Here is a 26,973-nt window from a genome sequence, read left to right as displayed (position 1 = left end):
AGCCGGTGCGCATCGGAGTACTCACCGGAGGCGGGGACTGCCCCGGCCTCAATGCCGTGATCCGTTCGGTGGTCCGCACCGCGGGCGCCCACTACGGCAGCGAGGTGGTCGGTTTCCGCGACGGCTGGCGCGGCCTGCTGGAGAACCGGACGACGCCGCTGGACGTCGCCGCCGTCGACGGGCTGCTGACCCGGGGCGGGACCACGCTGGGGTCGGCCCGGGTCGCGCCGGAGAAGCTGAACGCCGGCATCGACGAGATGATCGGCACCCTCGACGAGCACCGGATCGACGTGCTCGTCCCGATCGGCGGCGAAGGCACCCTGACGGCGGCCCACCTGCTGTCGGAGGCGGGCGTGCCGGTGGTGGGCATCCCCAAGACCATCGACAACGACATCGACGGCACCGACCTGACCTTCGGCTTCGACACCGCGGTCAGCATCGCCACCGAGCTCATCGACCGGCTGCACACCACCGCGGAGTCCCACCAGCGGGTGCTGCTGGTCGAGGTGATGGGCCGGCACGCCGGGTGGATCGCGCTGCACGCGGGCCTGGCCGCCGGGGCGCACCTCACCCTGGTGCCCGAGGAGCCCTTCGACGTCGACGACGTCGTCTCGCTGGTCTGCGAGCGGTTCGCCCGGGGGGACTCGCACGTCATCGGCGTGGTCGCCGAGGGCGCGGAGCCGTTGCCCGGCCAGATGGCCTTCCGGCGGGGCGGCGTGGACGAGTTCGGCCACCGCCGCTTCACCGGGGTCACCCAGCAGCTGGGGGAGGAGCTGGAGCGGCGCACCGGCAAGGAGGTGCGGGCCACCGTGCTGGGCCACGTCCAGCGCGGCGGGACGCCGACCTCCTTCGACCGGGTGCTCGCCACCCGGTTCGGCCTGCACGCGACGATCGCCGCGCACGAAGGGCACACCGGCCAGATGGTCGCCCTGCACGGCACCGAGATCGAACTGGTGCCGCTGGCCCGCGCCGTCGCCCGGCTCAAGACCGTCACCCCGGCCCGGCTGGCGGAGATCCACGCGTTCACGGGCTGACCGGTGCGCAGGATCCGCTCAGCCCTGCGGGCGGACCAGGATCTTGCCGACCGTGCCGCGTTCGCCGAGCCGGCGCAGCGCCGCCGGAGCCTCGGCCATCGGCACCTCGGCGCCGATGAGCGGCTCGATGTCGCCGCTGCGCCACAGCCCGACCAGCCGCTCGTGGACCTCGGCCGACAGGTGGGGCTCGTGGGTGCGGTAGAGGCCGTAGTGCAATCCGACGACGTCGTAGTTCCCCGCCATCGGCTCGGCGGTGGGGAACGTGGGGATGCGCCCGCCGGCGAAGCCGACCACCACGAGACGTCCCTCGAAGGCCGTGCAGCGCCGGCTGCCGTCGAAGACGTCGCCCCCGACGGAGTCGTAGACGACGTCGACGCCGCGGCCACCGGTCGCATCGAGCACCGCGGCCACCCAGTCCCCGGCCGAGTAGTCCACGACCACGTCGGCCCCCAGCCGGCGGCACACCCCGGTCTTCGCCGGGCCGCCCGCGGTGGCGATCACCGTCGCGCCGGCGGCCTTGCCCAGCTGGATCGCCGCACTCCCCACGCCGCCCGCGCCCGCGTGCACCAGCAGCGTCTCACCGGGACGCAGCCGGGCCCGCCGGTGCAGTCCCGCCCACCCCGTCTGGTAGGTCGTCAGCATCGCGGCCGCGGTGGCGGCGGCCATCCCGTCCGGAACGGGGAGCGCATCCCCGGCCGGTACGACGACGAGCTCCGCGAGCCCGCCGGCGGGCAGCCGGGGTGACACCACCACCCGCTCCCCGGCGCGCGGGCCCTCGACCACGGTGCCGCACGCCTCGAGCCCCGGGGTGAACGGCAGGGCCGGCCGCTCCTGGTACTGCCCGCGGCACAGCAGCAGGTCGGGGAAGTTCAGCGCGGCCGCCTCGACCCGGACCAGCAGCTGCCCCGGACCCGGCACCGGCGCCGGGAGCTCGGTGAGCCGCAGGGCCGACTCCGGCTCACCGAGCTCCTGCACCTGCCACGCGCGCATGCCCCTGCCCGCGCGTGCGGGCCGGGCACCGCCGTGACCCGGTGCGGTCGCCGTCACCGTCCGGTGAAGGCGGGCGCCCGTCGCTCGCGGAAGGCCGCCACGCCCTCCGCGAAGTCGGCGGTGCCCGCGAGCGCGGCCTGCCCCTCCGCCTCGCGGTCCAGCGCGCCCTCGATCTCGGCGAGGGCTGCGGCGTTGATCGCCTGCTTCGTCCGGCCGAACGCGGCGGTGGGCCCGCCGGCCAGCCGCGTCGCCAGTGCCGCGCCCTCGTCGTGGAGCCGGTCGTCGTCGACCACCGCGGCGGCCAGGCCGCACGCCAGCGCCTCCTCGGCCGGCATCTTCTCCGCCAGGAGAGCCATGCGCATGGCGCGGGCCCGACCGGCGGAGGCAGCCACCAGGGCGGTGGCCCCGCCGTCGGGCATGAGGCCGATCCGGGTGAAGGCGAGCAGCAGGTAGGACGAGCGGCTCATCAGCAGCAGGTCGCAGGCCAGCGCCAGCGAGCAGCCGACGCCCGCGGCCGGGCCGTGCACCAGCGCCACGACCGGCACCGGCACGTCCCGGACCGCCAGGACGGCCCGGTTCGCGGCCGCGACGGAGACCTCTTCCTCGGAGCCACTGAGGTCGGCGCCGGAGGAGAAGGCCGGCCCCGCGCCGCGGAGGGTGATCGCGCGCACCGCCGGGTCCGTGCCGGCCGCCGAGACCGTCCCGGCCAGCTCCTCCAGCAGGCCGGTGGTGACGGCGTTGAGCGTCTGCGGCCGGGACAGCACGAGGTGCAGGACGCCGTCGGCCAGGTCGCGCTCGAGGCCCTCGGGGGAGCGGGTCACTGCGCCACCGCCTCCTCGCGGAACCGCTCGCGGAGCGGGTTCTTGAGGATCTTCCCCGACGCGTTGCGGGGCAGCTCGTCCAGGACGACGACCCGGGTGGGCTTCTTGTAGGAGGCCAGCCGGGAGGCGCAGAAGGCGATCAGCTCCTCCTCGCCGGGCGGGTCGGCGGGGTCGTGGGGGACCACCACGGCGACCGGCGTCTCGCCCCAGCGGGGGTGCGGGCGGCCCACCAGCGCGACCTCCCGGACCTTGGGGTGGTCGGCGACGACCGCCTCGACCTCGGCGCTGTAGATGTTCTCCCCGCCGGAGATGATCATGTCCTTGAGCCGGTCGACGACGTAGAAGAACCCGTCCTCGTCCACCCGGACCAGGTCACCGGAGTGGAACCAGCCGCCCCGGAACGCCTCCTCGGTGGCGCCGGGGTTGTCCCAGTAGCCGACCATCGTCTGCGGCCCGCGGTAGACGATCTCGCCGATCTCGCCCTGCGGCACGTCGACCATGTCCGGATCGACCACCCGCACCGCCACCAGCGGCACCGGCTTGCCGATCGACCCGATCTTCCGGATGGCGTCCTCGCCGGGCAGCACGGTGGTGACCGGGGACATCTCGGTCTGGCCGAAGGTGCAGACGTTCGGCACGCCGGGGAAGGCCGCGGCCATGGCGCGCAGCACCGCCGGGGTGGCCGGGGCAGCGCCCCAGGCGATGCTGCGCAGCCGGATGTCGCGCCCGCCGATGGTGGGGGAGGCGCAGACGGCCTGCCACTGGGTCGGCACCAGGAAGGCGTTGGTCACGCCCTCGGACTCGACCAGGTCGAGGAATGCCTCGGGGTCGAACGCGCCGGTGGGCGTGATGACGGTCGTGTAGCCGAGGACGAGGTTCGGCACCATGGCCCCCACGGCGGCGATGTGGAACATCGGCGAGGTGACCAGCCCGATCTCGTCGTCCTCGACCAGCCGGAACGCCTGGACGAGCGTCATGGTCTGCCCGAGCAGGTTCTCGTAGGTGAGCATCGCGCCCTTGGGCAGGCCCGTGGTGCCCGAGGTGTACATGATGAACGCGACCTCGCGGAGGTCGTCCGGGCCGTCCGCCGCGTGCGGCTCCGCGCCGGTCAGCGCGTCCTCGTACCGGGTCGCGCCGGCGCCGGCCGCGGAGACGTCGTCGCCGACCACCAGGCACGGCAGCTCGTCCTCCCGGCCGGCGCGGACCGCGCCGACCAGGCCCGCCAGCTGCTGCTCGACGATCACGGCCCGGCTGCCGGAGTTCTCGGCGAGGAAGGAGACCTCGCCGGCGACGAGCCGGAAGTTCACCGGGACGGCGACGGCGCCGAGCCGGTTGACGGCGACGAAGGCCTCGATGAACTCGGGCCGGTTCGTCAGGAGCAGCAGCACCCGGTCCCCGCGGCCGATCCCGCGCTGCTCGAGGGCGGTGGCCAGCCGGCGGGTCCGGTCCTCGAGGTCGCCCCAGGTGGTGGTGCGGCCGCCGAAGCGCAGGGCCGGGCGGTCGGGGTGGGTCCAGGCGTGCTTGGCCACCTGGTGGACCCAGGTGAGGCGCTGGCTCGGGTGCGAGTCGGTGCGCACGGTCATGCGGTCCTCTCTGTTCGGTGTGGCGGTCACTGCGCGGTCGTGCGCGGGTCGTCGTCGATCTCGGCGGCCAGGTACCGGGGGTTCCAGGCCAGCAGCCGGTCGGTGGTGATGGAGAGCAGTGAGGGCAGGAGCCGGGGGTCGTCGGCGCCGATCCGCCCGGTGCGGATCCACTCGGCGAGCTCGGCCTCGTCCCGGACGCCGAGGCCGGCCAGGAGGTCGGCGTAGCGCGCCTGCGGCTCCGGTCCCTCGGCGAGCTCCCGCTCGAGGGCGCCGAGCAGGTTGGCGGCCACCCGGGCGTGGAACGACAGCGCACCCGTGGTCCCGGGCATCACCTCGTGCTCGAGGAACTCGCGTACGGCCTCGACGATCTCCCGGGCGTCCGGGAAGCGGTGCAGCATCAGCCGGCCACCGCCGCTCCGACGCGACGGCCGAGCATGCGCAGCAGGTCGTACTCCTGCTCCGCCACGCGCCGGCCGATGGCGGCCAGTTCGACCGACCGGGTCGACCCGGAGAAGTGGCGGTCGGCCTGCACGAGGCAGCTCACGCCCCAGTTCAGGGTGCCGGCGACCTGCCACCAGTGCACGACCTCGGGGTCGGGTCGCACGCCGGCGGCCTCCTCGTAGGCGTCGAAGAGGCTGCCGAAGCGGCCGACCCCGGCGACCGGCTCGGGGCCGCCGAACCGCCAGGCGCGGATGCACAGGTAGCCGAGGTCCTCCATGGGGTCGCCCCGGTGGACCAGTTCCCAGTCGAGCACGGCCCGCAGGCCGTCGGGTCCCACGATCACGTTCCCGAGCCGGAAGTCCCCGTGCACCAGGACGTCGGCCCGCGCCGAGGGCGGCCGCGACGACCCGAGCCAGCGGAACGCCAGCTCCAGGACGGGGCGGGCGACGCCGACCGACTCGTACCGGGCCCGGAGGTCCTCGAGGATGTCCGTGCGGGGTATCCCCGGGGCCTCCTCGGGCGTGATCCGGTGGATCCGGGCGGCCGCGCGCCCCAGGTCGGCGGCGAGCACCGACCGGGCGCCGGCGTACTCCTCGTCGCGCAGGATGCGCCGGGCGATCGTCTCGCCGTCGACGAAGGACGTGATCAGGTACGGGGCACCCAGCGTCGTGACGTCGGCGGACCAGTCGACCAGCTCCGGGACCGGCACCCCCGTCCGCCCGGCGGCACCGAGCGCCACCGCCTCCCGGCGCATCATCTCCGGCCGCGGTTCGGCAGGTGGGTCGCGGCGCAGCACCAGTCGCGTCGCGGGGTGCTCCCCCCCGCCCGTGGTGAAGGTCCAGGTCTCGCGGCTGGCCCCGCCGGAGAGGCGGCGCAGCCCGGTCACCGGGCAGGGGCGGTCCAGCACGTCCTCGAGCCGGGTCCGGAGGGCCGCGGCGAGCGACGCCGTCTCCGGGAGGCCCCCGTCGCGTGCTGTCTGCGCCGCCGCCATGCCCACCCCTCCGTCACAGCCGCGCCGCGACTGAACGATCGATCAGGAACCGTCAACCGGCACAGTGAACGGGTTCACGGACACGGCGCGCAAGACGTTGACACAGATCACATCCGCGTGTCTTCTATGTAGCGCTCGCTCAGCCACCTGAGCTGCCGGAGCCGCCGCCGGCGGGCTCCCCGAACCGTGGAGGTTGCCGTGAATCGCCGTCGCTCCGTCCTCGCCCTGGGCTGCACCGCGCTCGTGCTCGCCGGATGCGGGGGTCGCGCCGACTCGGAGGAGGCCTCGGCCGCCGGGGGGAACTGCGATCCGGGGATCACCGACTCCAGCATCAAGATCGGCGCCAGCCTGCCGATGTCGGGTGCCGGCGCCGTCTACGGCTCCATCGCCCGCGCCGCCCAGGCGTACTTCGAGGACGTCAACGCCCAGGGCGGGGTCGAGATGGGGGACGGCGTCACCCGCACCATCGAGTACATCCCGATGGACGACGCCTACGACCCCGCCCGCACGGTGAGCAACGCGCGCACGCTCATCGAGCAGGACCAGGTGTTCGCGCTGATGAACGTCCTGGGCACCTCCCCGAACCTCGCGATCGGTGACCTGGTGGCCGGGCAGGGGGTGCCCAACCTCTTCGCGATGACGGGCACCGACGAGTTCATGGCGCAGGACGAGTACTGGTCCATGGGCTTCCTCCCGCAGTACGAGTTCGAGGCCCAGGTGATGGCCGACTACGTGCTGGCGAACAACCCGCAGGCCAAGGTCGGCCTGCTCTACCAGAACGACGGCTTCGGCAAGGGCATGCTCGCCAACTTCGAGAAGGAGTTCGAGGGCACCGACGTCGAGATCGTCAGCGCGCAGGCCTACGAGCAGTCCGGGGGATCGGCCGACTCCCAGGTGGTCAACCTGGCGAACTCCGGCGCCGACGTGTGGCTGAACTACGCCACCGGCACCTTCATGACGCAGTCGCTGAAGAAGGCCGCCGAGATCGGGTGGGAGCCGCTGACGCTGGTCACCTCCGGCACCAACCACGCCCAGGCGATCATGCAGCCCGCCGGGGAGGGCGCGGTGGACGCGGTGTCCTTCACCTGGCTCAAGGACGTGTCCGACCCCAGCTGGTCCGACGACGAGGGCATGCAGGCCTGGCAGGCCTTCGCCGAGAAGCACCAGGGTGACTTCGAGGCGGCCGACTCCACCGCAGCCAACGGCTACACCGTGGGCCAGATGATGGTCGAGGTGCTCGAGCAGATGGACGGGTGCACCCGTCAGGACATGCTCGACGCCGCCCAGAACCTGTCCGGGGTCTCGCCGGACCTGTTCCTTCCCGAGGTGACCGTCGAGACGACGCCGGACTACCCGTTCTTCACCACCCAGGTCCAGATGATGACCTTCAACGGGACCACGTGGGAGCTGCAGGGCGATGTCCTCGAGCGCGAGTGACCCGATGGGGACCGCCGTCCGGGAGCGGCCGGGGACGCCGGGGGACGCCTTCCTCACCGTGCGCGACGTCCGGCTCCGGTTCGGCGGCGTCGTCGCCCTCGACGGCCCCTCGTTCGATCTCCGGGAGGGGCGGATCTGCGGCCTGATCGGACCCAACGGCGCGGGCAAGACGACGCTGTTCAACTGCATCAGCCGGCTGTACGAGCCGGATTCGGGCGAGATCAGGCTCGAGGGCCGCGACCTGCTGCAGCTGCGGACCGAGGAGATCGCCTCGGTCGGCATCGCCCGCACCTTCCAGAACCTGGGCCTGTTCGGGTCGATGACCGTGCTGGAGAACGTGCTGGCCGGCGGGCACCACCGCACCCGGTCCGGGTTCTGGGCCAGCGCGCTCGGGCTGCCCGGGGTGCGCCGGCAGGAACGGGCGGAGATCGACCGGGCCCGGGCGCTCCTGGCCGACCTGGGCCTGACCGAGGTCTCCGGCTCGCTCGCCGCGGGGCTGCCGTACGGAACGCTCAAGCGGGTCGAGCTGGCCCGGGCCCTGATGGCCGAGCCACGCCTGCTCATGCTCGACGAGCCGGCGAACGGTCTCATCCACGAAGAGGTGCTCGAGCTGGCGGACACGATCCGCCGCCTGTGCGACGAGCGCGGCCTCTCGGTGCTGCTCGTGGAGCACCACATGGCGATGGTCATGCGGGTCTCCGACCAGGTTGTCGTGCTCAACCTCGGGCGCAAGATCGCCGACGGCACGCCGGACCAGGTGCGGTCGGATCCCGACGTCGTCGAGGCCTACCTGGGAGGCGGGTCGTGAACCTCCTGACGGTGGCGGGCCTGAGCGCCGGCTACGGGCCGGTGCAGGTGCTGCACGACATCGACCTGTCGGTGGACCGGGGCGAGATCGCGGTCGTCCTCGGCGCGAACGGTGCCGGGAAGACCACGCTGCTGCGCGCGCTGTCGGGCATCATCCGCGGCAGCGGCAGCGTGCGGTTCGACGACCAGGAGCTGCTGGGGCTCGCCAGCGAGCGGATCGCCGCCCTGGGGATCGCGCACGTCCCCCAGGGCCGGGGGACCTTCGGCGACATGAGCGTGGAGGACAACCTCCGCGTCGGGGCCTACCTGCGCAGCGACCGCGACGAGCGCCGGCACATCGAGCAGTGGTTCTCGGTGTTCCCCCGGCTCGCCGAGCGGCGCCGGCAGCAGGCCGGCAGCCTCAGCGGCGGCGAGCAGCAGATGCTGGCCATCGCCCGGGCGCTCATGCCCTCGCCCCGGCTGCTGCTGCTCGACGAGCCCTCGCTGGGGCTGGCGCCCAACACCACGCGGTCGCTGTTCGAGTCGCTGCAGCAGATCAACGCCGAGACGGGCACCGCGATGCTCGTGGTCGAGCAGAACGCCCAGCTCGCGCTCGACATCGGCAGCACCGCCGTGCTGCTCGAGGCGGGTCGCGTCGTCTCCTCCGGCCGGGCCGCGGAGCTCCGGGACAACGACGACATCCGCCGTGCCTACCTCGGCTACTGACCGCCCCGCCGCCGGCCTCGGAACACCGGCACGGATGAAGGAGCACACATGGACCTGCTGATGCAGCAGGTGCTCGACGGCATCGCCACCGGTGCGCTCTACGGCGCCCTGGCGCTGAGCGTCGTCCTGGTCTACCGGGCATCGGGCATCGTGAACTTCGCGCAGGGGGAGATGGCGATGTTCGCCGCCTTCCTCACCTGGCAGCTCTACGCCTGGGGCCTGGCCCTGCCGCTGGCCATCCTGGTGTCGATGGCGGTCGCGTTCCTCTTCGGCGTGCTCGCCGAGAAGGTGCTCATCCGCCCGTTCGGGACCAGCCCCTCGGCGCACCTGTCGCTGATCATCGTCACCCTCGGCCTGATGCTCTGCCTGACCAGCGGTGCGGGCTGGATCTGGGGCTACCTGACCAAGGACGTCCCGCCGGTCTTCGGCGAGGGAGCCGTCGACCTCGGCCCGGCCGCGGTGTCCCGGCAGGCGCTCGGCATCATCGCCACCGTCGCCGTGGTCGCCGGTGTCCTGTACTGGGTGTTCCAGCACACGAAGCTCGGGCTCACCATGCGGGCCGCCGCCAGCAACCCCGAGTCGGCCCGGCTGTCGGGGGTTCCGGTCGGGCGGATGCTGATGCTCGGCTGGGGTCTCGCCGCCGGCATCGGGGCACTGGTCGGCTCGCTGGCCGCGCCGCAGCTGTTCCTGCAGCCCAACATGATGGCCGCGATGCTGCTGTACGCGTTCGCGGCGGCGACCCTGGGCGGTTTCGACAGCCCGGTGGGCGCGCTGGTCGGCGGTCTGATCGTCGGTGTCGTGGAGAACCTCGCCGGCACCTACGTGGACTTCATCGGCAACGACTTCAAGCAGGCGGTGGCGCTGGTGATCATCATGGCGGTGCTGCTGTTCAAGCCCGAGGGGCTCTTCGGAACGAGGACGGTGGCGCGGGTATGACCAGCACCCTGACCGCGGCGCGGCCCACGCCCCGCCGCACGCTGGCCGGCCGGGTCGGCCGGCTCCGGCAGGCGCAGGCCCCGCTCGACGCGCCCGGCTGGCTCCGCTACGCGGTGTTCGCGGCGGTGGTCGTCGTCGCCGTCCTGATCCCGCTCAACTCCCCGCCGTACGTGAACTTCGACCTGAGCATGGTCATGATCTACGCGGTCGTGGGCATGGGCCTGAACCTGCTCACCGGGTTCAACGGCCAGATCTCCCTGGGGCACAGCGCCTTCTTCGCGACGGGCGCCTACGTCGGGGCGGTGCTGATCCAGGAGGGCTGGCACTACCTGGCGGTCCTGCCCGTGGCGATCGTGGCCACGTTCGTCCTGGGCTACCTGTTCGGCATGCCGGCGCTGCGGTTGCAGGGCCTGCAGCTGGCGCTGGTCACCCTCGCCCTGGCGATCGTGACCCCGGCGGCGATCAAGCGCCTGGACGGCATCACCCAGGGGCAGGAGGGCATCAACGTCTTCACCGCGCAGCCGCCGGAGTGGACCGGCCTCGCCCGCGACCAGTGGGTCTACCTGCTGTGCCTCGTCGCGGTGGTGGCCGCCTGGATCCTGACCCGCCGGCTGTCGACCGGGCGGATCGGGCGCTCCCTGGTGGCCGTGCGCGACCACGAGACCGTCGCCCGGACGCTGGGCGTGCGCAGCTCGCGCACCAAGACGACGGTGTTCGCGATCAGCGCGGCCTACACCGGCGTCGGTGGCGTCCTCTACGTCTACGCCGTCCAGTTCGTCGGCCCGGACTCCTTCGGCCTGGTCATGGCCATCGCGTTCATCTCGCTGATCGTCGTCGGCGGGCTGGGCACCCTCGGCGGCGCCGTGCTCGGCGCCTTCTTCATCACCTACGTCCCCGAGTGGACGGCGGACGTCAACCAGGCGGCCGCGGGCCTGGTGTACGGCCTCTCGCTGATCCTCTTCATGTTCGTCATGCCGTTCGGCATCGCGGGCCTGGCGCGTGCGGTCCTCCGCCCGTTCGTCGACCGCCTCCCGGGCCGGCGTGGGCTGCTCAGCAGCCGCGAGCCGGCGGCCTCGGTCGCCGTCCCGCAGGACGAGGAGATCGAGCAGACGGCACCCGTCCGGTGAGGCGGGCCACCGACGGACGGCACCGACGCCCCCGAGGAAGGACACGCATGGACACCGCAGTCGCTGCTCGGACCGGTCCGCGATGAGCGCCGCCGGCACGGTGGCGGGGGAGGCGGCGCAGGAGCTCGACCTGCGCGACATCTCGCTGGAGGTGCGTGACGGCATCGCCACCATCACGCTCAGCCGGCCGGAGGCGCTCAACGCCTTCACCGACCGCATGGAGGTGGAGCTCCTGGCGGTGTTCGACTCCTGCGACCGGGACGACACCGTGCGCGCCGTGGTGATCACCGGGGCGGGGCGGGCGTTCTGCGCCGGGATGGACCTCTCGCAGAGCGCTGCCACCTTCGACGGCTGGCGGACCGACGACGACTCCGGCGCGTCCGGCCCACGGCTGCGGCGGGACGGTGGTGGCCGAGTGGTGCTGCGCATGTTCGAGCTGCACAAGCCGATCATCGCCGCCATCAACGGGCCGGCCGTGGGCGTCGGCATCACGATGACCCTCGCGGCCGACATCCGGATCGCCGCCGACGACGCCCGGATGGGGTTCGTCTTCAACCGGCGGGGGTTGGTGCCGGAATCCTGCTCGTCCTGGTTCCTGCCCCGGCTGGTGTCCGTGCAGACGGCGCTGGAGTGGGTGCTGAGCGGGCGGGTCTTCCCGGCGACGGATGCGCTCGCGGCGGGCCTGGTGCGCAGCCTGCACCCCCGCGCGGAGCTGCTGGACGTCGCCCATGCGCTGGCAGCGGAGATCGCCGAGCACACCGCGCCGGTGTCGGTCGCGCTCGCCCGCCAGATGCTGTGGCGGATGCTCGGCGCCGCGCACCCGATGACCGCCCACGAGATCGAGACCCACGCCCTCAACGTGCGGGGCGTCGGCCGCGATGCCCGGGAGGGCATCAGCGCCTTCCTCGAGAAGCGCCCGGCGCGGTTCCCCGAGACGGTCAGCGGGGACCTGCCCGACGTCTTCGCGCGGCTGCCCGCACCGAGCTACCGGGAACCCCTGGTCGAGCACGAGGAGCACCGATGAGACGCCGGCTGTACGACGCCGACCACGAGGCCTTCCGGGAGGTGGTGGCGGAGTTCGTCGCCCGGGAGGTGACGCCGCACGTCGAGCGGTGGGACGAGCAGCGGCTGATCGACCGGGAGGTGTGGCGGGCCGCCGGCGCCCAGGGGGTGATCGGGCTGTCCACGCCGGCCGAGTACGGCGGGGCGGGCGTGGGGCGGGACTACCGCTACCGGTACGTCGTCCTGGAGGAGCTTGCCAAGGCCTTCGCCACCTCGCTGGCCTCGGGCTTCTCGCTGCAGGACGACATCGCGGTGCCCTACGTCGCCGCGCTCGGCACCCCGGAGCAGCGGCAGCGGTGGCTCCCCGGGATGGCCTCGGGCGAGCTGATCGGCGCCATCGCGATGACCGAGCCGGCGACCGGCAGCGACCTGCAGGGCATCCGGACGGCGGCCCGCAAGGTCGACGGCGGCTGGGTGGTGAACGGGGCGAAGACGTTCATCACCAACGGCATCCAGTCCGACCTGGTCATCACCGTGGCCCGCACCGACCCGGCCGGGGGGCCCGGCGGGTTCAGCCTGCTGGTCGTCGAGCGGGGGATGCCCGGCTTCACGCGGGGCCGGAAGCTGGCGAAGGTGGGGCTGCCCGCCCAGGACACCGCGGAGCTGTTCTTCGAGGACGTGTTCGTCCCGCAGGAGAACCTCCTCGGCGCCGAGGGGGGCGGGTTCCGGCAGCTCATGTCGCACCTGCCGCTGGAGCGGCTGTCCATCGCCGCCCACGCCGTCGCGGCCACCGATGCGACGCTCGCCTCGACCGTGCAGTACACCGACCAGCGCACCGCCTTCGGCCAGCCGGTCGCCGACTTCCAGAACACGCGGTTCCGGCTGGCCGAGATGGTCACCGAGCTCGACGTCACCCGGGTCTTCGTCGACGAGGCGGTGCTGGCCTACAACGACGGCGAGCTCGGTGCGGTGGACGCGGCCAAGGCGAAACTGTGGTCGACCGAGGTGCAGAACCGGGTGATCGACCAGTGCCTGCAGCTGCACGGCGGCTACGGCTACATGCTCGAGTACCCCGTGGCCCGCGCCTTCCAGGACGCCCGGGTGCAGCGCATCTTCGGCGGGACCAACGAGATCATGCGGCAGATCATCGGCCGCGACGTCGTCGGCCGGAAATGAGCCGGCGGGCAGCGCGGCCCTCCGTCCACACCAGCACGCACCTGGAGGTCATCGGATGAAGCTCGGCCTGTCGCTGGGGTACTGGGGCGCCCGGCAACCCGAGGGCCAGGCGGAGCTGGTCGCCGTCGCCGAGGAGCTCGGTTTCGACTCGGTCTGGACGGCGGAGGCGTACGGCTCCGACGCGCTCACCCCGCTGGCGTGGCTGGGCAGCCGTACGTCCGGGCTCCGGCTCGGGACGGCGGTCGCGCAGATGTCGGCGCGCACCCCGGCCGCGACGGCCATGGCCGCGATGACGCTGGACCACCTCAGCGGCGGCCGGTTCGTGCTGGGCATCGGCGCGTCCGGTCCCCAGGTCGTCGAGGGCTGGTACGGCCAGCCCTACCCGCGGCCCCTGGCGCGGACCCGGGAGTACGTGGAGATCCTCCGCCGGGTCATGCGCCGGGAGGTCGTGCGCTTCGAGGGAGAGCACTACCCGGTGCCCTTCCCCGGGGGGACCGGGCTCGGCAAGCCGTTGCGCTCGACGATCCACCCGGTGCGGCCGGACATCCCGATCCTGCTCGCCGCGGAGGGGCCGAAGAACGTCGCCCTCGCGGCCGAGATCGCCGACGGGTGGATCCCGCTGTTCTACTCGCCGCACGACGACGGGCACTACCGGGAGTCGCTGGCGGAGGGCTTCGCCCGGCCGGGGGCGCGTCGCACGCCGGAGGAGTTCGAGGTCAGCTGCATGGTCAGCGTGGAGATCGACGACGACGTCGAGGCCGCCGCCGACCGGGTGCGGCCGCTGCTCGCCCTCTACATCGGCGGCATGGGTGCCCGCGGGGCGAACTTCCACTACGAGGTGCTGGCCCGGATGGGCTTCGAGGAGGAATGCGCGCGCATCCAGGACCTCTACCTGGGCGGGGAGAAGGAGCAGGCGGTGCGGGCCGTGCCCCTGGCCATGGTGGAGAAGGTCGCGCTCGTCGGCCCGCGGGAGAAGATCGCCGAGGAGTTCGCCGCCTGGGAGTCGTCGCTGGTGACCACCGTGCTGGTGAACGGCTCCGCGGAGACGCTACGGGTCATGGCGGAGATCGCCGGCTGAGCCGGCGCCGGGGCGGGCCCCGGTCTACCGCCGCCGGTAGACCGGGGGGCGCTTGGCCAGGAAGGCGCTGGTGGCCTCCCGCGCGTCGGCGGTCAGGGCGGTGATGACCTGCTGCCGGTTCTCGAACTCCACGGCGGCGGAGAACGAGGGCGTCTCCAGGGAGATCCACATGCCCTGCTTGGTCAGCTCGACCGAGGCCGGCGGGTTGGCCAGGATCTCCCGGGCCGTGGCCAGGGCCCGCTCCTCGAGGTCGGCGTCGGGCACCACGGCGACGACGAGCCCCATCTCCCGGGCCTCGGCCGCGGTGAAGCGGCGTCCGGTGAGCATCAGCTCGTGGGCCCGCCCCGCGCCGACGAGCCGGGGGAGGAGCCACGAGACGCCGATGTCGCAGGCGGAGTAGCCGGCCCGGATGAACCCGACGGCGAAGACGGCCGACCCGGCCGCGAGGCGGATGTCGCTGGCGCACACCAGGGCCAGGCCCCCGCCGGCGGCCGGACCGTTGACCGCGGCGATGACCGGCTGGGGCAGCCGGTGCAGCTGCTCGGCCAGGTGGGCGATCTCGCGCTGGCGGTCCAGCGTCCCCAGCGCCTCACCCAGCCGGTCGACGCGTTCGTCGTCGGCGTCGTAGCCACCCAGGTCCAGCCCGGCGCAGAACGCCCGGCCGGCGCCGGTCAGCACCACCACGCGGCAGTCGCGGTCCGCCGCGATGCGGTCCAGCGCCGCGGAGAGCTCGGCCACCAGGCCGGCGTCCAGGGCGTTGAGCCGGTCCGGCCGGTCCAGCGTCAGGGTGGTGACGCCGGGCATCGGCGTCGTGATGCGGACCGTGGACATGGACTCCCCATTCTGACCGAGCGCTCACTAGCATGCTAACCAGCCGCGACCCCGCGGCCAAGGACCTCCGGAGGCAGCCATGGGCAACCAGGACTGTCGCGTGACGCTCGATGTCGTCGAGGGGGTCGGGCACGTGCGGCTCGACCGGCCGGACAAGCTCAACGCGCTCGACCCCGCGACGTTCGAGGACCTCGTGGCCGTGGGCACCGAGCTCATGGCGCGCGACGACGTGGGCGCCGTGGTGCTCGCCGGGAACGGCCGCGCCTTCTGCGCCGGGCTGGACTTCGCCCAGTTCGCCGCCATGGGGGAAGGCCGCCGGGTGGGCGCGGTGGCGCCCCGGGAGCCGCTCGGAGCGGCGCGTGCGCTGGCCCAGCAGGCGGTGCACGTGTGGTCGCTCGTGCCGGCGCCCGTGGTGGCGGCGGTGCACGGCGTGGCCTTCGGCGGCGGCCTGCAGATCGCGCTCGGCGCCGACATCCGGATCGTCGCCCCGGAAGCCCAGCTCTCGGTGATGGAGGTCCAGTGGGGGCTGGTCCCCGACATGATGGGCACCCAGCTGCTGCCGGAGCTCGTGGGCCGCGACGTCGCCAAGGAGCTGGCGCTCACCGGCCGGAGGGTGGACGGCGCCGAGGCGGTCTCCCTCGGCCTGGCCACGCGGCTGGCCGACGACCCGCTCGAGGCGGCTGGTGCGCTGGCCCGGGAGATCGCCGGGCACAGCCGCACCGCTACCCGGCACGTCAAGCGGCTGATCGACCTCGCCGGCCGGGTCGGCCTGGCCGAGGGGCTGCAGGCCGAGCAGGACGCGATCGGCGAGCTGATCGGCTCGCCGGAGCAGGTGGAGGTGGTGAACCGGCGCCTCGCGGCATCGCGGGGCGCCGGTTCACCGAGGAGCTAGGCCCGAACCTTCCGCCGGCCCATGAAGCCGAACAGCGTGCCGGCGATCTTCCGGATCTGGATCTCCTCGGCGCCCTCGGTGATGCGGTACCGGCGGTGGTGCCGGTAGATGTGCTCGAACGGCTGGTTGCGGGAGTACCCCTCGCCGCCGAAGACCTGCATCGCCTGGTCCGCCGCGTCGCAGACGAGGCGGTTCGCGCGGTAGTTCGCCATCGAGACGTACTCGCTGACCTCGGTGGGGTCCCCGGCGTGGTCGAGCGTCCAGGCGGCCTTGCGGACGAGCCCCCGGACCATCTCGGCCTCGGTGTGCAGCTCCACCAGCGGCCACTGCACGGCCTGGCGCCGGGCGAGCGGTTCACCGAAGGTGACCCGCTCCCGGGCCCGGGCCACGGCACGGTCGATGCAGAACTGCGCCGCGCCGAGGCTGGAGGCCGCCTGGCGGATGCGGTTCTCGTGCAGGAAGTGCTGGGCGATGGTGAGCCCCTCGTCCTCGGTGCCGAGGATGCAGCTGTGGGGCACCCGCAGGTCGGTCAGCGACACGTTGGCGTGGTCGGTCGGCATGTTGAAGGTCCAGTCGTAGCTGGTCACCTCCAGCCCCGGCGTCCCCATCGGGACGACGAACGCGGTGATCCCGCGGGCGTCGCCGTCCTTCCCGCTGGTGCGCGCGAAGACCACGTCGTGGGTGGCCCGGTGGACGCCGGAGTTCCAGCGCTTGCGCCCGTTGATGACCCAGGAGTCACCGTTCCGGGTCGCGCGGGTCTCCATCCAGGTGGCGTCGCTGCCGTGGTCGGGCTCGGTGAGGGCGAAGGCCACCCCGCGCTCGCCGGTGATCATGCCCTCGATGAGGTCCGCCTTCTGCTCCGGCGTGCCGAACTCGTGCACGATCAGGGCGAAGGGCAGGTTCGCCACCACCGACGACTCGTTCTGCAGGTCGTTGTGCAGGCCCAGGCCCCGGTGGGCGAGGTGCTCGCGCACCACCGCCATCTCGAGGTTCGACGCCCCCCGCCCGCCGAGCTCCGGGGGGAGGGAGTACCGGAAGAAGCCCGCAGCGTCGGCCCGGCGCTTCATCTCGGCGAGCAGGGCCTCCCACTCGTCGCGGGGGGTGCCGCCGGCCTCCCAGTCGGTCCTGGCCCACTCCCGGCGGTGGTCGAAGAACTGGATGTGCTCCCGCTCCAGCGGCACGATCTCCGTGTCGATGAACGTGTCGAGCTCGTCCAGGAAGCCCTGCAGTTCGTCGGACAGTGCGAACTCCATCGTCGCCACCTTCTCCCGGGGATTAGTGAGCGCTAGGTTAGGCCGCGGGCGAGGACGCGTCCAGGCTTCGCGGCGAGGAGGACGACGAATGGGTGCCATGTTCGATCTGAGCGGCCGGACGGCCCTGGTGACCGGAGGCGGCTCGGGCATCGGCCTGGGGATGGCCCGGGGCCTGGCCGAGGCCGGCGCCGAGGTGCTGCTCTGGGGGCGCAACGAGCAGCGGCTGCGGGATGCGGCCGACGGGATCCGGGCGACCGGCGGAACGGTGCACGTCCAGCAGGTCGACGTGTCCGACGAGGACGCCGTCGTCGCGGGCGTGGACGCGGCCGTCCGCACCCTCGGCCGGCTCGACGTCGTGGTCGTCAACGCCGGGATCGGGCTGCCGCTGACGCGGCTGGTGGAGTCCACCACAGCCGACTACCGGACGACGATGGCGACCAACCTCGACGGCGCGTTCTGGACGGTGCGCGAGTCGGCGCGGGTCATGGTCGCGGGCGCCGGGGCGGACCGGCCGGGCGGCTCGATCATCGCCGTGGCCAGCCTCGCCGCCGTCGAGGGCGCGGCGCGCAACCACGCCTACGGCATGGCCAAGGCCGCCCTCACCGGGCTGGTGCGGTCGTCGGCGGTGGAGCTCGGCCGGTACGGCATCCGCGTCAACGCGGTGCTGCCCGGCTGGATCGCCACGGACATGACCGCCGCGGCCCAGGCGTCGCCCGCCTTCGCGGAGAAGATCGTGCCGCGCATCCCCGCCGGCCGGTGGGGCCGCCCCGAGGACTTCGGCGGCATCGCGGTCTACCTGGCGAGCGACGCGTCGGCCTACCAGACCGGCACCACGGTCCTCGTCGACGGCGGCTACGCCGTCTTCTGATCCCCAAGGGGCCCCGCGCACCACCCGGGCACCGGCGGGCCCTACCGTCTCCGGCGTGACGCGCCCGGCCGGGGGCGGGGGACGAGGAGGACGTCGCCGGAATGCTGGACGCCGTCCCGGCCGACCTGCTGCCCGAGGGGCTGACCCCGGGCATCCTGCTGCTGCTCCTGCTCGCCGCGCTCACGGCCGGGTGGATCGACGCCGTGGTCGGCGGCGGCGGGCTGGTGCAGCTGCCCGCGCTGCTGCTCGTCCCGGGGATGAGCCCGGTGCAGGCGCTGGCCACCAACAAGCTGGCCTCGATCTTCGGCACCACGACCAGCGCGGTCACCTACTACCGCCGGGTGCACCCCGACCTGCGCACCGCGCTCCCCATGGCCGCGATCGCGCTCGGCGGGAGCTTCGCCGGGGCGTCGGTCGCGGCGGCGCTGCCGGCCGCGGTCTTCAAGCCGGTCATCGTGGTCGCGCTGATCGCCATCGCCGCGTTCACCGTGCTGCGCCCGTCCCTGGGCGAGGTGACGGCGCTGCGGCACACCGGGCGGCGGCACCACGTCGTCGCCGGGGGAGTCGGTGCGGTGATCGGGTTCTACGACGGCATCCTCGGCCCGGGGACGGGGTCGTTCCTGGTGTTCGCCATGGTCTCGCTGCTGGGCTACGACTTCCTCAACGCCAGCGCCAAGGCCAAGATCGTCAACGTCGCCACGAACCTGGGGGCGCTGCTGTTCTTCGCGCCGCACGGCGCGGTCTTCTGGGGCCTGGGGCTCGTCCTGGGCGCGGCGAACATGCTCGGCGGCTACGTCGGTTCGCGGACGGCGACCACCCGCGGGAGCGGTTTCATCCGGGTGGTCTTCCTCGTGGTGGTCACCGCGCTGATCGGTCGGGTCGGCTGGGACGTGTGGACGGAGAACGTCCGTCCGCTGCTGGACTGATCCCCGGCCGGTCGCCGGGCCGGGGAGAAGGGCATGCTGGTGGCGCCCCGGACGGACGGCGGGGCGGGCGCCGGGACGTCGGCGCGGAGGAGCAGGGGAGAACGCGTGAACGACCTGAAGGCACTGCTGGTCGAGGGCATCCACCCGGTGGCGGCCGAGGTGCTCGGCCTTTCCGGCATCGACGTCGAGCGGGAGACCCGCGCCCTCGACGGCGCGGAGCTGGCCGCCCGGCTGGCGGGCGTGCAGGTGCTGGGGCTGCGCTCGGGCACCCACGTCACCGCCGAGGTGCTCGACCAGGCCCCCGACCTCCGGGTGATCGGCGCGTTCTGCATCGGCACCAACCAGATCGACCTGCAGGCGGCCACCGAGCGCGGGATCGCGGTGTTCAACGCGCCGTTCTCCAACACCCGCAGCGTCGTCGAGCTCGCCGTCGCCGAGATCATCGCGCTGACCCGCCGGCTCACCGTCCAGGACGACGCCATGCACGCCGGGCAGTGGCGCAAGTCGGCCAAGGGCAGCCACGAGCTCCGCGGCCGGCGGCTGGGCATCGTCGGGTACGGCAAGATCGGCAGCCAGCTCTCGGTGCTCGCCGAGGCGCTCGGCATGCACGTGCGCTTCTTCGACACCGCCGACCGGCTCGCGCTCGGCAACGCCCGCCGGTGCGCGACCCTGGAGGAGCTCCTGGTCGACTCCGACGTGGTCTCGCTGCACGTCGACGGGCGCCCCGGCAACAGCGGCATGTTCGGGGACGCGCAGTTCGGGCTGATGCCCCCGGGCGCGATCTTCCTCAACCTCTCCCGCGGCTTCCTCGTCGACCACGGGGCCCTGCGGGAGCGCATCCTCAGCGGTCACCTGGCGGGGGCGGCCGTCGACGTCTTCCCGAAGGAGCCGGCCGGACCCGGCGACCCGTTCGAGTCGGAGCTGCGCGGGCTGCCCAACGTCATCCTCACCCCGCACGTCGGCGGCTCCACCGAGGAGGCGCAGCAGGACATCGGCGACTTCGTCGCCGGCAAGCTGGTCGGCTACCTGCGCGCCGGGGTCACCGGGCTGTCGGTGAACCTCCCGGAGGTGCAGCTGCCGCGGCTGGACGGCGCCACCCGGCTGCTGCTGCTGCACCGCAACCAGCCCGGCGCCCTCGCCCACCTGGCCGGGGTGCTCGCCGAGGGCGGGCTGAACGTCGAGCAGCAGCTGCTCACCACGACCGGCTCGGTCGGGTACGCGGTCACCGACGTGCGGGGAACGCTCGGTGCGGACGTGACCGACCGGCTGCGCGGGCTGCCCGAGACCATCCGCCTGGACGTCCTGCCCGGCTGAACCCCCGGGTCAACCGGACCGGCGCGGCCGGGCCCACGGTCAGACGAGGACGCGGCACCCGTGCCGGCGGTCGGCGGCCTCGGCGGCGAGCAGGATCCGGCGCGCCGGGCGGTAGCGGCCCTCGCGCAGGGTGCGGGCCTTGTCCGGATCGGTCGCGGCCAGCGCCGCGCCGGCGGCGAGGTCGCGGCTGTTGCCGACCAGCATGACCAGGCGGCCGAGGGGGTGGCCGGCAGCCCGCCGGACCAGCCCGGACATGTACGGCTCGCCGGGGCGCCGGGTGACCGCGTCGACCGCCTCGACCACCACCTCCGGGACGCCCAGGCCGCGCAGCCGGTCGAGGTCGTAGCGGCGGCCGGGATCCGGGTGGTCGCGGGTGCTCGCGACGATGGCCGAGAGCAGGCCGGCCATCTCGGCGTCCGGGCCGTACGGGCGCAGCGCCTCGCCGAGGGGCCGCAGGTGGGCGAGGTAGAGGTCGTGCCCGTGCTCGTCGACCTGCCCGTCGTGCGCGTCGAGCGCGAGCAGGTGCGCGTCGGGAACGGTGAAACCCACGGAGCCGAGGCTAGGCGCCGAGCCGGACGGTCGGGTCCGGCGGGACGGACGACGACCGGCGGCCGCCGCCGCCGGCGAAGGCGAACAGGCGGGCGAGCGCCCGGTCGGGCTCGGGCCCGAGGACGCCGACCCGGCCGGCCGCCCCCGCGGGGAGGACCGCCTCGGTCACCTCGCCGCTCCGAGCCGCCGCGGAGAGCCAGACCACCCCGGCCTGGACGTCCCAGCCCGTCGGCGGCGCCGCCCACGCCCACTCCGGCGCCGCACCGGGTGCCCCGCGCGGGAGGCCGGCGGCGTCCCAGACCTCCGCGAGGGACGCCGCGACCCGGGCCCGCCCGGTCGCGGCCGTCAGCAGGTAACCGCCTCGCCAGGCGGTGACCCGCACCCGCCGACCGGCCAGCAGCCGGTTCGCCGCCGCCGCACGGGCGGCCCGCTGGGCCGGCCCGGCGCCGGCGAGCAGGTCCTCTGGCGGTGCGCCCGCCGCTCCGCTGCCGCAGCCGCCGCACATCAGCGCCGCCGCGGGCTCACGCGCCGCCGGTGGGCCGGGGACGGCGGCGCATGAAGTCCTGGGCGATCTGGTCGAACGTCGCCCAGGTGACGCCCTCGTGGGAGTTGATGTGCTCGATGAGCCGCTCCAGCGCCAGGAGCACCTGGGGCCGGCCGGCGACGTCGGGGTGGATGGTCATCGTGTAGACGGCGTAGTCCTGCTCGCGGTAGACCCAATCGAACTGGTCCCGCCACGACTGTTCGATCTCCCGGGGGCTGACGAAGCCGTGGCTGTTGGGGCTGGACTTGATGAACATCATCGGCGGCAGGTCGTCGAGGTACCAGTTCGCCGGGATCTCGACGAGGTCGGTCTCCTCGCCGCGCACCAGCGGCTGCATCCAGCTCTCCGCCGAGGACGAGTAGTCGATCTTCGTCCAGCTGTCCCCGACCCGCACGTAGTACGGCTCGAAGTCCCGGTGCATCAGCGAGTGGTCGTAGGTGATGCCGCGCTCGAGCAGCAGTTCGTTGGTCACCGGGCTGAACTCCCACCACGGCGCCACGTAGCCGGTCGGGCGGCGGCCGGTGCGCTGCTCGATGAGCTCGATGCAGCGGTCGAGCACTGCCTGCTCCTGCTCCCGGCTCATCGCGATCGGGTTCTCGTGGCTGTAGCCGTGCACCCCGATCTCGTGCCCGGCCGCGACACAGGCGTCGAACTGCTCCGGAAAGGTCTCGATGGAGTGGCCCGGCCAGAAGAACGTCTGGGTCAGCCCGTAGCGCCGGAACAGCTCCAGGATGCGCGGTACGCCGACCTCGCCGGCGAAGAGCCCGCGGGAGATGTCGTCGGGCGAATCCTCCCCGCCGTAGGAGCCGAGCCAGCCGGCCACCGCGTCGATGTCGACGCCGAAGGCCACGTAGATCTCCTTGGTCATGCCTGTGCGTTCCTCTCCGGGCGGCCGCGCGCGGCCTCGGGCGTGGACGGGTCGGTGCCGAGGGGGAGCCGGTCGGCCAGCAGCCGGTGCGGCTCCCGGGGGTCGAGGGAGAGCGCGGCGGCCAGCAGCAGCCGGCCCTGCCACGGGCTCAGGTCACCGGCGAACAGGGCCCCGGCCCGGGCCAGACCGGCGCCGCCGCCGGCGTAGAGGGGGGCCACCGGTCCCGACGGCACCCGCGAGCACACCAGCACCGGGATGCCGTGGGCGACGAGCCGGCCGGCCTCCGCCGTGATGCCGGGCGGGACGTTGCCCGCGCCGAACGCCTCGAGCACCACGCCCCGGGCGCCGGCCGCGACCGCGGCGCGCAGCAGCGCGGCGTCCGCGCCCAGGTAGCACGCGACGACGTCCACCCGCGGCAGCTCCCGGTCGAGGTCCAGCGGGAGCGGCGCCGGCCGGACCGGGCGCGCCAGCGGGACCACGGACGCGTCGGTCACCTGCAGCACCGGCCCCCTGCCCGGTGCCGCGAAGGCGGCGCTGCGCAGCGTCTCGACCTTGCGCACCCCGCGGGCGGGGAAGACCACCCCGTCGAAGCAGAGCAGCACGCCCAGGTCCCGGGCGGCCGGGGCGGCGGCCACGCGCAGGGCGGCGTCCAGGTTGCCGGGGCCGTCCGGAGCGGGGGAGTCGAACGGGCGCTGGGCACCGGTGAACACCACCGGCCGCGGATCGTCGTGGACCAGATCGGCCAGGTACGCCGACTCCTCCATGGTGTCGGTGCCGTGCGTGACGACGACGCCGTCGACGTCGTCGGTCAGGCACCGGCGCACCTCCGCGACCAGCTGCCGGAGGTCGGCTCCCGACAGCGCGTAGCTGCCGACGGTGGTCAGGTCGCCGACCGTGACCTCGACCCCGTCGGGGCAGCCCGCCGCGGCGAGCAGCTCGGCCGCGGGCGTCGTGGCCGCGAGGCCGTCGGGGCTGCGCCGGCTGGCGATGGTGCCGCCCGTCGCCACCAGATGGACCCGTCGCACGCCACCCCCCCGGTCCGCCGGCGCCCCGGGCGCGAGGCCGGTGCGGGGTGCCGCTCCTGCCGTCAAGGTCACCACGGGCGGGAGGTGCCCGCACGTCGGGGCGCGACGGGACGGTGCGCGCCGGGGGCGCCGCTGCGAGAGTGGGGCGGTGACCGAGACACCGATCAGCCGCTTCCCCCTCCGGCCGGCGGGCGAGCTGCCGGCCGACCTCGCCGAGCGCTACGCGGAGGTCCAGGAGAAGTCCGGCTTCCTGCCCAACGTCTTCGCCGCGCTGGCCTGGCGGCCGGACGAGGCCCGGGCGTTCTTCGCGATGCACGACGCGCTGATGGACAAGGAGACCCCGGGGCTGTCGAAGGCCGACCGGGAACTGATCGTGGTCGCGACCAGCGCCGGCAACGACTGCCTGTACTGCGTCGTCGCGCACGGTGCGGTCGCGCGCATCCGCACGAAGGATCCGCACATCGCCGACCACGTCGCCGTCGACTGGCGCAAGGCCCCGCTCTCGCCGCGCATGCACGCGGTGCTCGCGGTCGCCACCCGGCTGGCCGCCGACCCGGCCGCCGTCACCCAGGAGGACCTGGCCGGGCTGGCCGAGCACGGCCTCACCGAGGACGATGTCTGGGACGTCGGGATGATCACCTCGTTCTTCGCCCTGTCCAACCGGCTGGCGCACTTCGCGGCGATCACCCCCAACCCGGAGTTCTTCCTGATGGGGCGGCTGTCCCGGCCCGCCGAGCCGGCCCGGGACACCCCCGCCGGGTGAGCCCGGCGTTACCGTCCGGCCGGTGACCGCTCTGACGACGACCACCGTCCTCGCCGACGACCTCGGCTTCCCGGAAGGCCCCCGCTGGCACGAGGGGCGGCTGTGGTTCTCCGACTTCCACGACCGCGTGGTGCGCCGGCTCACGCCGGACGGCGAGCTGGACGTGGCCCTCGAGCTGGACGACAGCCCGTCCGGGCTGGGCTGGCTGCCCGGCGGCGACCTGCTGGTGGTCTCGATGGTGCGGCGGGCCCTGCTGCGGGTGGGCGAGGGCGGGCCCCGGCTGCACGGCGACCTCACCGGGTCGACCCGCTTCCGGGCCAACGACCTGCTGGTGGACGCCGCCGGGCGGGCCTACGTCAGCAGCTTCGGCTTCGACCTCGAGGCCGGCGCCGCGCCGGAGCCGACGGCCCTGCTGCGGGTGGATCCCGACGGCTCGGTCGCCGTGGCCGCCGAGGACGTGGTCTTCCCCAACGGGATGGTGCTGAGCCCGGACGGCCGCACCCTCGTGGTCGCCGAGACCTACGCGGCCCGGCTCACCGCCTTCGACGTCGCCACGGACGGCGCGCTCTCCGGCCGGCGGGTCTTCGCCGAGCTCCCCGGCATCGCCCCCGACGGGATCTGCCTGGACGCCGAGGGCCAGGTGTGGGTCGCCACCGCCCGCACGCCCGAGGTGCTCCGGGTCCGGGACGGCGGGGAGGTGACCGGCCGGGTCGCCGTGGGCACCGGGTCGCTGTCCTACGCCTGCGCGCTCGGCGGGGACGACGGCCGGACGCTGTTCGTGTGCACGGCGCCGAGCTGGCGCCCGGGCCCGCGTGCGGGCCGGATCGAGGTCGCGACCGTGGACGTCGGCGCCGCCTGAGCCCCGGCGGCGCCGACGGCGGTCAGGCCAGGTCGAGGGCGATCTTGTACTGGCCGGGCCGGGGCTGGACGGCGGCGGCGAACGCGGCCTGCACGTCGCCGACCGGGTGCACGTCGGTCACGTACGCCTCGTGCAGGGCCGGGTGCTCCGCGAGGTAGCTGCCGGCGTCCCGGAGCACCCGGCGCCGTTGGAGCGTGATCCCCGTCCGCAGCACCAGGTTCTTCCGCAGGAACGTCAGCATGTCGAACGGGTAGACCGGGTCGTCCGGGATGCCGAAATAGAGCACCTGCCCGCCCGGGGCGGCGCACTCCAGGCAGTCCTGGAGCGTCGTCACCTGGTGGCCCACGGCCTCGACGACGACGGAGGGGCGGTCGGCCTCGGTCAGCGTCGCCGCCCACAGGTTGGCGCTCGCGGTGACGGTCTCGTCCACGCCGAAGGTCGACGCGGCGCCGCTGCGGTCGACCCGGTCCACCCCGATGACGTGCCGGGCGCCGCGCTGCTTGAGCGCATGGCTGAACAGCAGCCCGATGGGCCCCTGCCCGATGACCGCGACGGTCCGGTCCCGCACGTCGCCGAGCTGCTCGACGGCGTAGAGCACGCAGGCCAGCGGCTGCAGCATGACCGCGGTGGTCGGCGCCATCGAGGTGTCGTAGCCGGCCAGGCCCTCGCCGTCGGTCACCACCAGCTCGGCCAGCCCGTCGAACGACGACGCCCAGCCGACGACGAGGTCGCCCGCCGCGTGGGCCGGGTGCCGGCTGCCGACGACCTCGCCGACCACCTCGTGCAGCGGGAAGCCGGGGGCCGGCGAGGTCGGGGTCCCCCGGCTGGCGGCGTGCAGGAACGGCGCGCCCTTGAAGAAGGGCAGGTCGCTGCCGCAGATGCCACCGGCCCGGGGCGCGAGCAGCACCTGGCCGTCGGCGAGCTGGTCGGCGCGCGGCGCGTCGATCTCCACCTGCTCGAAGCTGAAGGGTCCGCTCAGCCGCTGGGCCCACATGCGTGTCGTCTCCTGTCTCGTCGGTGCGCCGGCGCCGGGTCAGGCCGGCTCGGGCACGCCGCCCGGATCGCCGCCGGGATCGTCCGGGGTGGGTTCGATGGGCGGGGGCGGGAGCGTCTCGGGGGTGTCGGGCAGCAGCTCGCCGGGATCGTCGGGGATCGGCTGGTCCGGATCGATCTCCGGGGCGGGCTCCGGCAGTGGTTCGACCATCCGGGCAGTCAACCAGCGCGGCGTCCCCGGCGCAGCGTCTCGCGTGCGGCTGCGGGTTGGCACGATGACCCCATGGCGGCGACAGGAGTGCCGGGCGGGCGCGGCGGTACGGCGTTCGTCCTCGGGGGCGGGGGAGTGCTCGGCGCGGCCGAGGTCGGCATGCTGCGGGCGCTGCTCGAGCGCGGGATCCGGCCGGACCTGGTCGTGGGCACGTCGGTCGGCGCCATCAACGGGGCGCTCGTCGCCGCCGATCCGACGCCGGCCGGGGTCGAGCGGCTCGGTGCGGTGTGGGCGGACCTCACCTCCCGGGGCGTGTTCGCCGGGTCGATGCTGACCCGCGTCGGCACGCTGGTGCGGACGCGGACGCACGTCCATGCCCGCGAGCCGCTGCGGGACCTGCTCACCGAGCACCTGCCGGTGCACACCTTCGGCGAGCTGCAGGTGCCCTTCCAGTGCGTGGCCGCCAGCATCGAGCGGGCGGCGGAGCACTGGTTCACCGACGGGGGCCTGGTCGAGGCGGTGCTCGCGTCCTGCGCGGTGCCCGGGCTGCTGCCGCCGGTGGAGCTCGACGGTGAGCACTACCTCGACGGCGGGCTGGTGCACAGCATCCCGGTCGGCCGGGCGGTGGCGCTGGGAGCCGGCACGATCTACGTGCTGCACGTCGGGCGGATCGACCGCCCGCTGCGTCCGCCGACCAGGCCGTGGGAGGTCGCGCTGGTCGCCTTCGAGATCGCGCGGCGGCACCGGTTCGCCGCTGACCTCGCCGCGCTGCCCGAGGGCGTGGCCGTGCACGTGCTGCCCTCGGGCGAGCAGGCCGCGCCGTCGGCCGGTGACCTGCGGAGCCTGCGCTACCGCGACTTCTCCGGGGTGACCGACCGGATCGACCGCGCGTACGCCGCGGCCGCGCACCACCTGGACCGGGTCGGCACGCCCGGGAACGGGGCCTGAG

General features: G+C 74.0%; 29 protein-coding genes. 16 read left to right on the top strand and 13 right to left on the bottom strand.

Features of this window, described 5'->3' with window-relative positions; genetic code table 11:
• Positions 1–5: 5 nt before the first annotated feature.
• Positions 6–1,034: an ATP-dependent 6-phosphofructokinase gene (locus tag ACI790_RS09790; protein WP_456569591.1), complete on the top strand. Its 1,029-nt coding sequence runs from the start codon at positions 6–8 to the stop codon at positions 1,032–1,034.
• A gap of 18 nt (positions 1,035–1,052) precedes the next feature.
• Here ACI790_RS09790 and ACI790_RS09785 read toward each other — a convergent pair whose 3' ends face one another.
• The 5 genes from ACI790_RS09785 to ACI790_RS09765 are packed head-to-tail and all read right to left on the bottom strand — an operon-like array spanning position 1,053 to position 5,860.
• Positions 1,053–2,024 (bottom strand): NADPH:quinone oxidoreductase family protein, encoded by a 972-nt coding sequence (locus ACI790_RS09785; RefSeq protein ID WP_456569590.1) that lies wholly within the window; start codon positions 2,022–2,024, stop codon positions 1,053–1,055.
• A gap of 53 nt (positions 2,025–2,077) precedes the next feature.
• Positions 2,078–2,845 (bottom strand): enoyl-CoA hydratase-related protein, encoded by a 768-nt coding sequence (locus ACI790_RS09780; RefSeq protein WP_456569589.1) that lies wholly within the window; start codon positions 2,843–2,845, stop codon positions 2,078–2,080.
• Positions 2,842–4,428, bottom strand: a complete 1,587-nt coding sequence (locus tag ACI790_RS09775; protein ID WP_456569588.1) for a long-chain-fatty-acid--CoA ligase — start codon at positions 4,426–4,428, stop codon at positions 2,842–2,844. The genes ACI790_RS09780 and ACI790_RS09775 overlap by 4 nt, the downstream gene beginning before the upstream one ends.
• 26 nt (positions 4,429–4,454) lie before the next feature.
• Positions 4,455–4,826: a DUF6285 domain-containing protein gene (locus tag ACI790_RS09770; protein ID WP_456569587.1), complete on the bottom strand. Its 372-nt coding sequence runs from the start codon at positions 4,824–4,826 to the stop codon at positions 4,455–4,457.
• Entirely contained in the window at positions 4,826–5,860 is a 1,035-nt protein-coding gene (locus ACI790_RS09765; protein WP_456569586.1) for a phosphotransferase family protein, read from the bottom strand. The genes ACI790_RS09770 and ACI790_RS09765 overlap by 1 nt, the downstream gene beginning before the upstream one ends.
• A gap of 198 nt (positions 5,861–6,058) precedes the next feature.
• Here ACI790_RS09765 and ACI790_RS09760 point away from each other — a divergent pair, with 198 nt between their 5' ends.
• From ACI790_RS09760 to ACI790_RS09725, 8 genes are all read left to right on the top strand, one after another.
• Entirely contained in the window at positions 6,059–7,297 is a 1,239-nt protein-coding gene (locus ACI790_RS09760) for an ABC transporter substrate-binding protein (protein WP_456569585.1), read from the top strand.
• Positions 7,278–8,105: an ABC transporter ATP-binding protein gene (locus ACI790_RS09755; protein ID WP_456569584.1), complete on the top strand. Its 828-nt coding sequence runs from the start codon at positions 7,278–7,280 to the stop codon at positions 8,103–8,105. Before ACI790_RS09760 ends, ACI790_RS09755 begins: the two co-directional genes overlap by 20 nt.
• Positions 8,102–8,809, top strand: a complete 708-nt coding sequence (locus tag ACI790_RS09750) for an ABC transporter ATP-binding protein (RefSeq protein ID WP_456569583.1) — start codon at positions 8,102–8,104, stop codon at positions 8,807–8,809. Before ACI790_RS09755 ends, ACI790_RS09750 begins: the two co-directional genes overlap by 4 nt.
• Before the next feature lie 48 nt (positions 8,810–8,857).
• The gene (locus tag ACI790_RS09745) at positions 8,858–9,745 is read left to right on the top strand and encodes a branched-chain amino acid ABC transporter permease (protein WP_456569582.1); all 888 of its coding nucleotides are present in this window, start codon (positions 8,858–8,860) and stop codon (positions 9,743–9,745) included.
• Entirely contained in the window at positions 9,742–10,872 is a 1,131-nt protein-coding gene (locus tag ACI790_RS09740; RefSeq protein WP_456569581.1) for a branched-chain amino acid ABC transporter permease, read from the top strand. The genes ACI790_RS09745 and ACI790_RS09740 overlap by 4 nt, the downstream gene beginning before the upstream one ends.
• A gap of 82 nt (positions 10,873–10,954) precedes the next feature.
• The gene (locus ACI790_RS09735) at positions 10,955–11,896 is read left to right on the top strand and encodes a crotonase/enoyl-CoA hydratase family protein (RefSeq protein ID WP_456569580.1); all 942 of its coding nucleotides are present in this window, start codon (positions 10,955–10,957) and stop codon (positions 11,894–11,896) included.
• Positions 11,893–13,050, top strand: a complete 1,158-nt coding sequence (locus ACI790_RS09730; RefSeq protein ID WP_456569579.1) for an acyl-CoA dehydrogenase family protein — start codon at positions 11,893–11,895, stop codon at positions 13,048–13,050. The genes ACI790_RS09735 and ACI790_RS09730 overlap by 4 nt, the downstream gene beginning before the upstream one ends.
• A 55-nt stretch (positions 13,051–13,105) precedes the next feature.
• A complete protein-coding gene (locus ACI790_RS09725; protein ID WP_456569578.1) occupies positions 13,106–14,128 on the top strand; it encodes an LLM class F420-dependent oxidoreductase in 1,023 nt (340 codons plus the stop codon).
• A 24-nt stretch (positions 14,129–14,152) separates the two neighbouring features.
• On the opposite strand, the gene ACI790_RS09720 is transcribed toward ACI790_RS09725, so the two are convergent.
• Positions 14,153–14,959, bottom strand: a complete 807-nt coding sequence (locus ACI790_RS09720) for an enoyl-CoA hydratase/isomerase family protein (RefSeq protein WP_456569577.1) — start codon at positions 14,957–14,959, stop codon at positions 14,153–14,155.
• Between the two features lie 100 nt (positions 14,960–15,059).
• Here ACI790_RS09720 and ACI790_RS09715 point away from each other — a divergent pair, with 100 nt between their 5' ends.
• Positions 15,060–15,851 carry a crotonase/enoyl-CoA hydratase family protein gene (locus tag ACI790_RS09715; RefSeq protein ID WP_456569576.1) on the top strand — a complete coding sequence of 264 codons (792 nt, stop codon included), beginning with the start codon at positions 15,060–15,062 and terminating at the stop codon, positions 15,849–15,851.
• Here the strand turns inward: ACI790_RS09715 and ACI790_RS09710 are convergent.
• On the bottom strand, positions 15,848–17,104 hold the full coding sequence (locus tag ACI790_RS09710; RefSeq protein WP_456569575.1) for an acyl-CoA dehydrogenase family protein: 1,257 nt from the start codon (positions 17,102–17,104) through the stop codon (positions 15,848–15,850). The two genes, ACI790_RS09715 and ACI790_RS09710, sit on opposite strands and share 4 nt — an antisense overlap.
• A gap of 97 nt (positions 17,105–17,201) precedes the next feature.
• Here ACI790_RS09710 and ACI790_RS09705 point away from each other — a divergent pair, with 97 nt between their 5' ends.
• From ACI790_RS09705 to serA, 3 genes are all read left to right on the top strand, one after another.
• Positions 17,202–17,972, top strand: a complete 771-nt coding sequence (locus tag ACI790_RS09705) for an SDR family NAD(P)-dependent oxidoreductase (RefSeq protein WP_456569574.1) — start codon at positions 17,202–17,204, stop codon at positions 17,970–17,972.
• A 101-nt stretch (positions 17,973–18,073) separates the two neighbouring features.
• On the top strand, positions 18,074–18,898 hold the full coding sequence (locus ACI790_RS09700; protein ID WP_456569573.1) for a sulfite exporter TauE/SafE family protein: 825 nt from the start codon (positions 18,074–18,076) through the stop codon (positions 18,896–18,898).
• A gap of 105 nt (positions 18,899–19,003) precedes the next feature.
• A complete protein-coding gene (gene serA / locus ACI790_RS09695; RefSeq protein WP_456569572.1) occupies positions 19,004–20,212 on the top strand; it encodes a phosphoglycerate dehydrogenase in 1,209 nt (402 codons plus the stop codon).
• Positions 20,213–20,251: 39 nt separating this feature from the next.
• Here serA and ACI790_RS09690 read toward each other — a convergent pair whose 3' ends face one another.
• Genes ACI790_RS09690 through ACI790_RS09675 form a run of 4 tightly spaced genes read right to left on the bottom strand, consistent with a single transcriptional unit; the run spans position 20,252 to position 23,198 of the window.
• Positions 20,252–20,761, bottom strand: coding sequence for a phosphohydrolase (locus tag ACI790_RS09690; RefSeq protein ID WP_456569571.1), 510 nt, complete (start codon positions 20,759–20,761; stop codon positions 20,252–20,254).
• 10 nt (positions 20,762–20,771) lie between these two features.
• The gene (locus ACI790_RS09685; protein ID WP_456569570.1) at positions 20,772–21,266 is read right to left on the bottom strand and encodes a hypothetical protein; all 495 of its coding nucleotides are present in this window, start codon (positions 21,264–21,266) and stop codon (positions 20,772–20,774) included.
• A 16-nt stretch (positions 21,267–21,282) separates the two neighbouring features.
• Positions 21,283–22,173, bottom strand: coding sequence for a polysaccharide deacetylase family protein (locus tag ACI790_RS09680; protein WP_456569569.1), 891 nt, complete (start codon positions 22,171–22,173; stop codon positions 21,283–21,285).
• A complete protein-coding gene (locus tag ACI790_RS09675; protein ID WP_456569568.1) occupies positions 22,170–23,198 on the bottom strand; it encodes an asparaginase in 1,029 nt (342 codons plus the stop codon). The genes ACI790_RS09680 and ACI790_RS09675 overlap by 4 nt, the downstream gene beginning before the upstream one ends.
• 148 nt (positions 23,199–23,346) lie before the next feature.
• On the opposite strand from ACI790_RS09675, the gene ACI790_RS09670 reads away from it, so the two are divergent.
• Together ACI790_RS09670 and ACI790_RS09665 are read left to right on the top strand one after the other, a co-directional pair.
• Positions 23,347–23,961: a peroxidase-related enzyme gene (locus ACI790_RS09670; protein WP_456569567.1), complete on the top strand. Its 615-nt coding sequence runs from the start codon at positions 23,347–23,349 to the stop codon at positions 23,959–23,961.
• 22 nt (positions 23,962–23,983) lie between these two features.
• Complete coding sequence (locus tag ACI790_RS09665; protein ID WP_456569566.1) at positions 23,984–24,820, top strand: SMP-30/gluconolactonase/LRE family protein; 837 nt, start codon at positions 23,984–23,986, stop codon at positions 24,818–24,820.
• A 22-nt stretch (positions 24,821–24,842) separates the two neighbouring features.
• On the opposite strand, the gene ACI790_RS09660 is transcribed toward ACI790_RS09665, so the two are convergent.
• Together ACI790_RS09660 and ACI790_RS09655 are read right to left on the bottom strand one after the other, a co-directional pair.
• Positions 24,843–25,814, bottom strand: coding sequence for a zinc-binding dehydrogenase (locus ACI790_RS09660; protein ID WP_456569565.1), 972 nt, complete (start codon positions 25,812–25,814; stop codon positions 24,843–24,845).
• A gap of 39 nt (positions 25,815–25,853) precedes the next feature.
• Entirely contained in the window at positions 25,854–26,024 is a 171-nt protein-coding gene (locus ACI790_RS09655) for a hypothetical protein (protein WP_456569564.1), read from the bottom strand.
• A 72-nt stretch (positions 26,025–26,096) separates the two neighbouring features.
• Between ACI790_RS09655 and ACI790_RS09650 the strand changes: the two genes are divergently transcribed.
• Positions 26,097–26,972 carry a patatin-like phospholipase family protein gene (locus ACI790_RS09650; protein WP_456569563.1) on the top strand — a complete coding sequence of 292 codons (876 nt, stop codon included), beginning with the start codon at positions 26,097–26,099 and terminating at the stop codon, positions 26,970–26,972.
• Position 26,973: the final 1 nt, after the last annotated feature.

It is taken from the genome of Blastococcus sp. SYSU DS0539, from assembly GCF_054050855.1.
This window is presented reverse-complemented; position numbering and strand designations above follow the sequence as displayed.

Excerpts from the sequence above, each read along its gene's own strand:
- ACI790_RS09785 (WP_456569590.1), bottom strand. The coding sequence starts at position 2,024 with ATGCGCGCGTGGCAGGTGCAGGAGCTCGGTGAGCCGGAGTCGGCCCTG.
- ACI790_RS09775 (WP_456569588.1), bottom strand. The coding sequence starts at position 4,428 with ATGACCGTGCGCACCGACTCGCACCCGAGCCAGCGCCTCACCTGGGTC.
- ACI790_RS09770 (WP_456569587.1), bottom strand. The coding sequence starts at position 4,826 with ATGCTGCACCGCTTCCCGGACGCCCGGGAGATCGTCGAGGCCGTACGC.
- ACI790_RS09765 (WP_456569586.1), bottom strand. The coding sequence starts at position 5,860 with ATGGCGGCGGCGCAGACAGCACGCGACGGGGGCCTCCCGGAGACGGCG.
- ACI790_RS09755 (WP_456569584.1), top strand. The coding sequence starts at position 7,278 with ATGTCCTCGAGCGCGAGTGACCCGATGGGGACCGCCGTCCGGGAGCGG.
- ACI790_RS09745 (WP_456569582.1), top strand. The coding sequence starts at position 8,858 with ATGGACCTGCTGATGCAGCAGGTGCTCGACGGCATCGCCACCGGTGCG.
- ACI790_RS09740 (WP_456569581.1), top strand. The coding sequence starts at position 9,742 with ATGACCAGCACCCTGACCGCGGCGCGGCCCACGCCCCGCCGCACGCTG.
- ACI790_RS09735 (WP_456569580.1), top strand. The coding sequence starts at position 10,955 with ATGAGCGCCGCCGGCACGGTGGCGGGGGAGGCGGCGCAGGAGCTCGAC.
- ACI790_RS09730 (WP_456569579.1), top strand. The coding sequence starts at position 11,893 with ATGAGACGCCGGCTGTACGACGCCGACCACGAGGCCTTCCGGGAGGTG.
- ACI790_RS09725 (WP_456569578.1), top strand. The coding sequence starts at position 13,106 with ATGAAGCTCGGCCTGTCGCTGGGGTACTGGGGCGCCCGGCAACCCGAG.
- ACI790_RS09720 (WP_456569577.1), bottom strand. The coding sequence starts at position 14,959 with ATGTCCACGGTCCGCATCACGACGCCGATGCCCGGCGTCACCACCCTG.
- ACI790_RS09710 (WP_456569575.1), bottom strand. The coding sequence starts at position 17,104 with ATGGAGTTCGCACTGTCCGACGAACTGCAGGGCTTCCTGGACGAGCTC.
- ACI790_RS09705 (WP_456569574.1), top strand. The coding sequence starts at position 17,202 with ATGTTCGATCTGAGCGGCCGGACGGCCCTGGTGACCGGAGGCGGCTCG.
- ACI790_RS09700 (WP_456569573.1), top strand. The coding sequence starts at position 18,074 with ATGCTGGACGCCGTCCCGGCCGACCTGCTGCCCGAGGGGCTGACCCCG.
- ACI790_RS09685 (WP_456569570.1), bottom strand. The coding sequence starts at position 21,266 with ATGTGCGGCGGCTGCGGCAGCGGAGCGGCGGGCGCACCGCCAGAGGAC.
- ACI790_RS09680 (WP_456569569.1), bottom strand. The coding sequence starts at position 22,173 with ATGACCAAGGAGATCTACGTGGCCTTCGGCGTCGACATCGACGCGGTG.
- ACI790_RS09660 (WP_456569565.1), bottom strand. The coding sequence starts at position 25,814 with ATGTGGGCCCAGCGGCTGAGCGGACCCTTCAGCTTCGAGCAGGTGGAG.
- ACI790_RS09655 (WP_456569564.1), bottom strand. The coding sequence starts at position 26,024 with ATGGTCGAACCACTGCCGGAGCCCGCCCCGGAGATCGATCCGGACCAG.
- ACI790_RS09650 (WP_456569563.1), top strand. The coding sequence starts at position 26,097 with ATGGCGGCGACAGGAGTGCCGGGCGGGCGCGGCGGTACGGCGTTCGTC.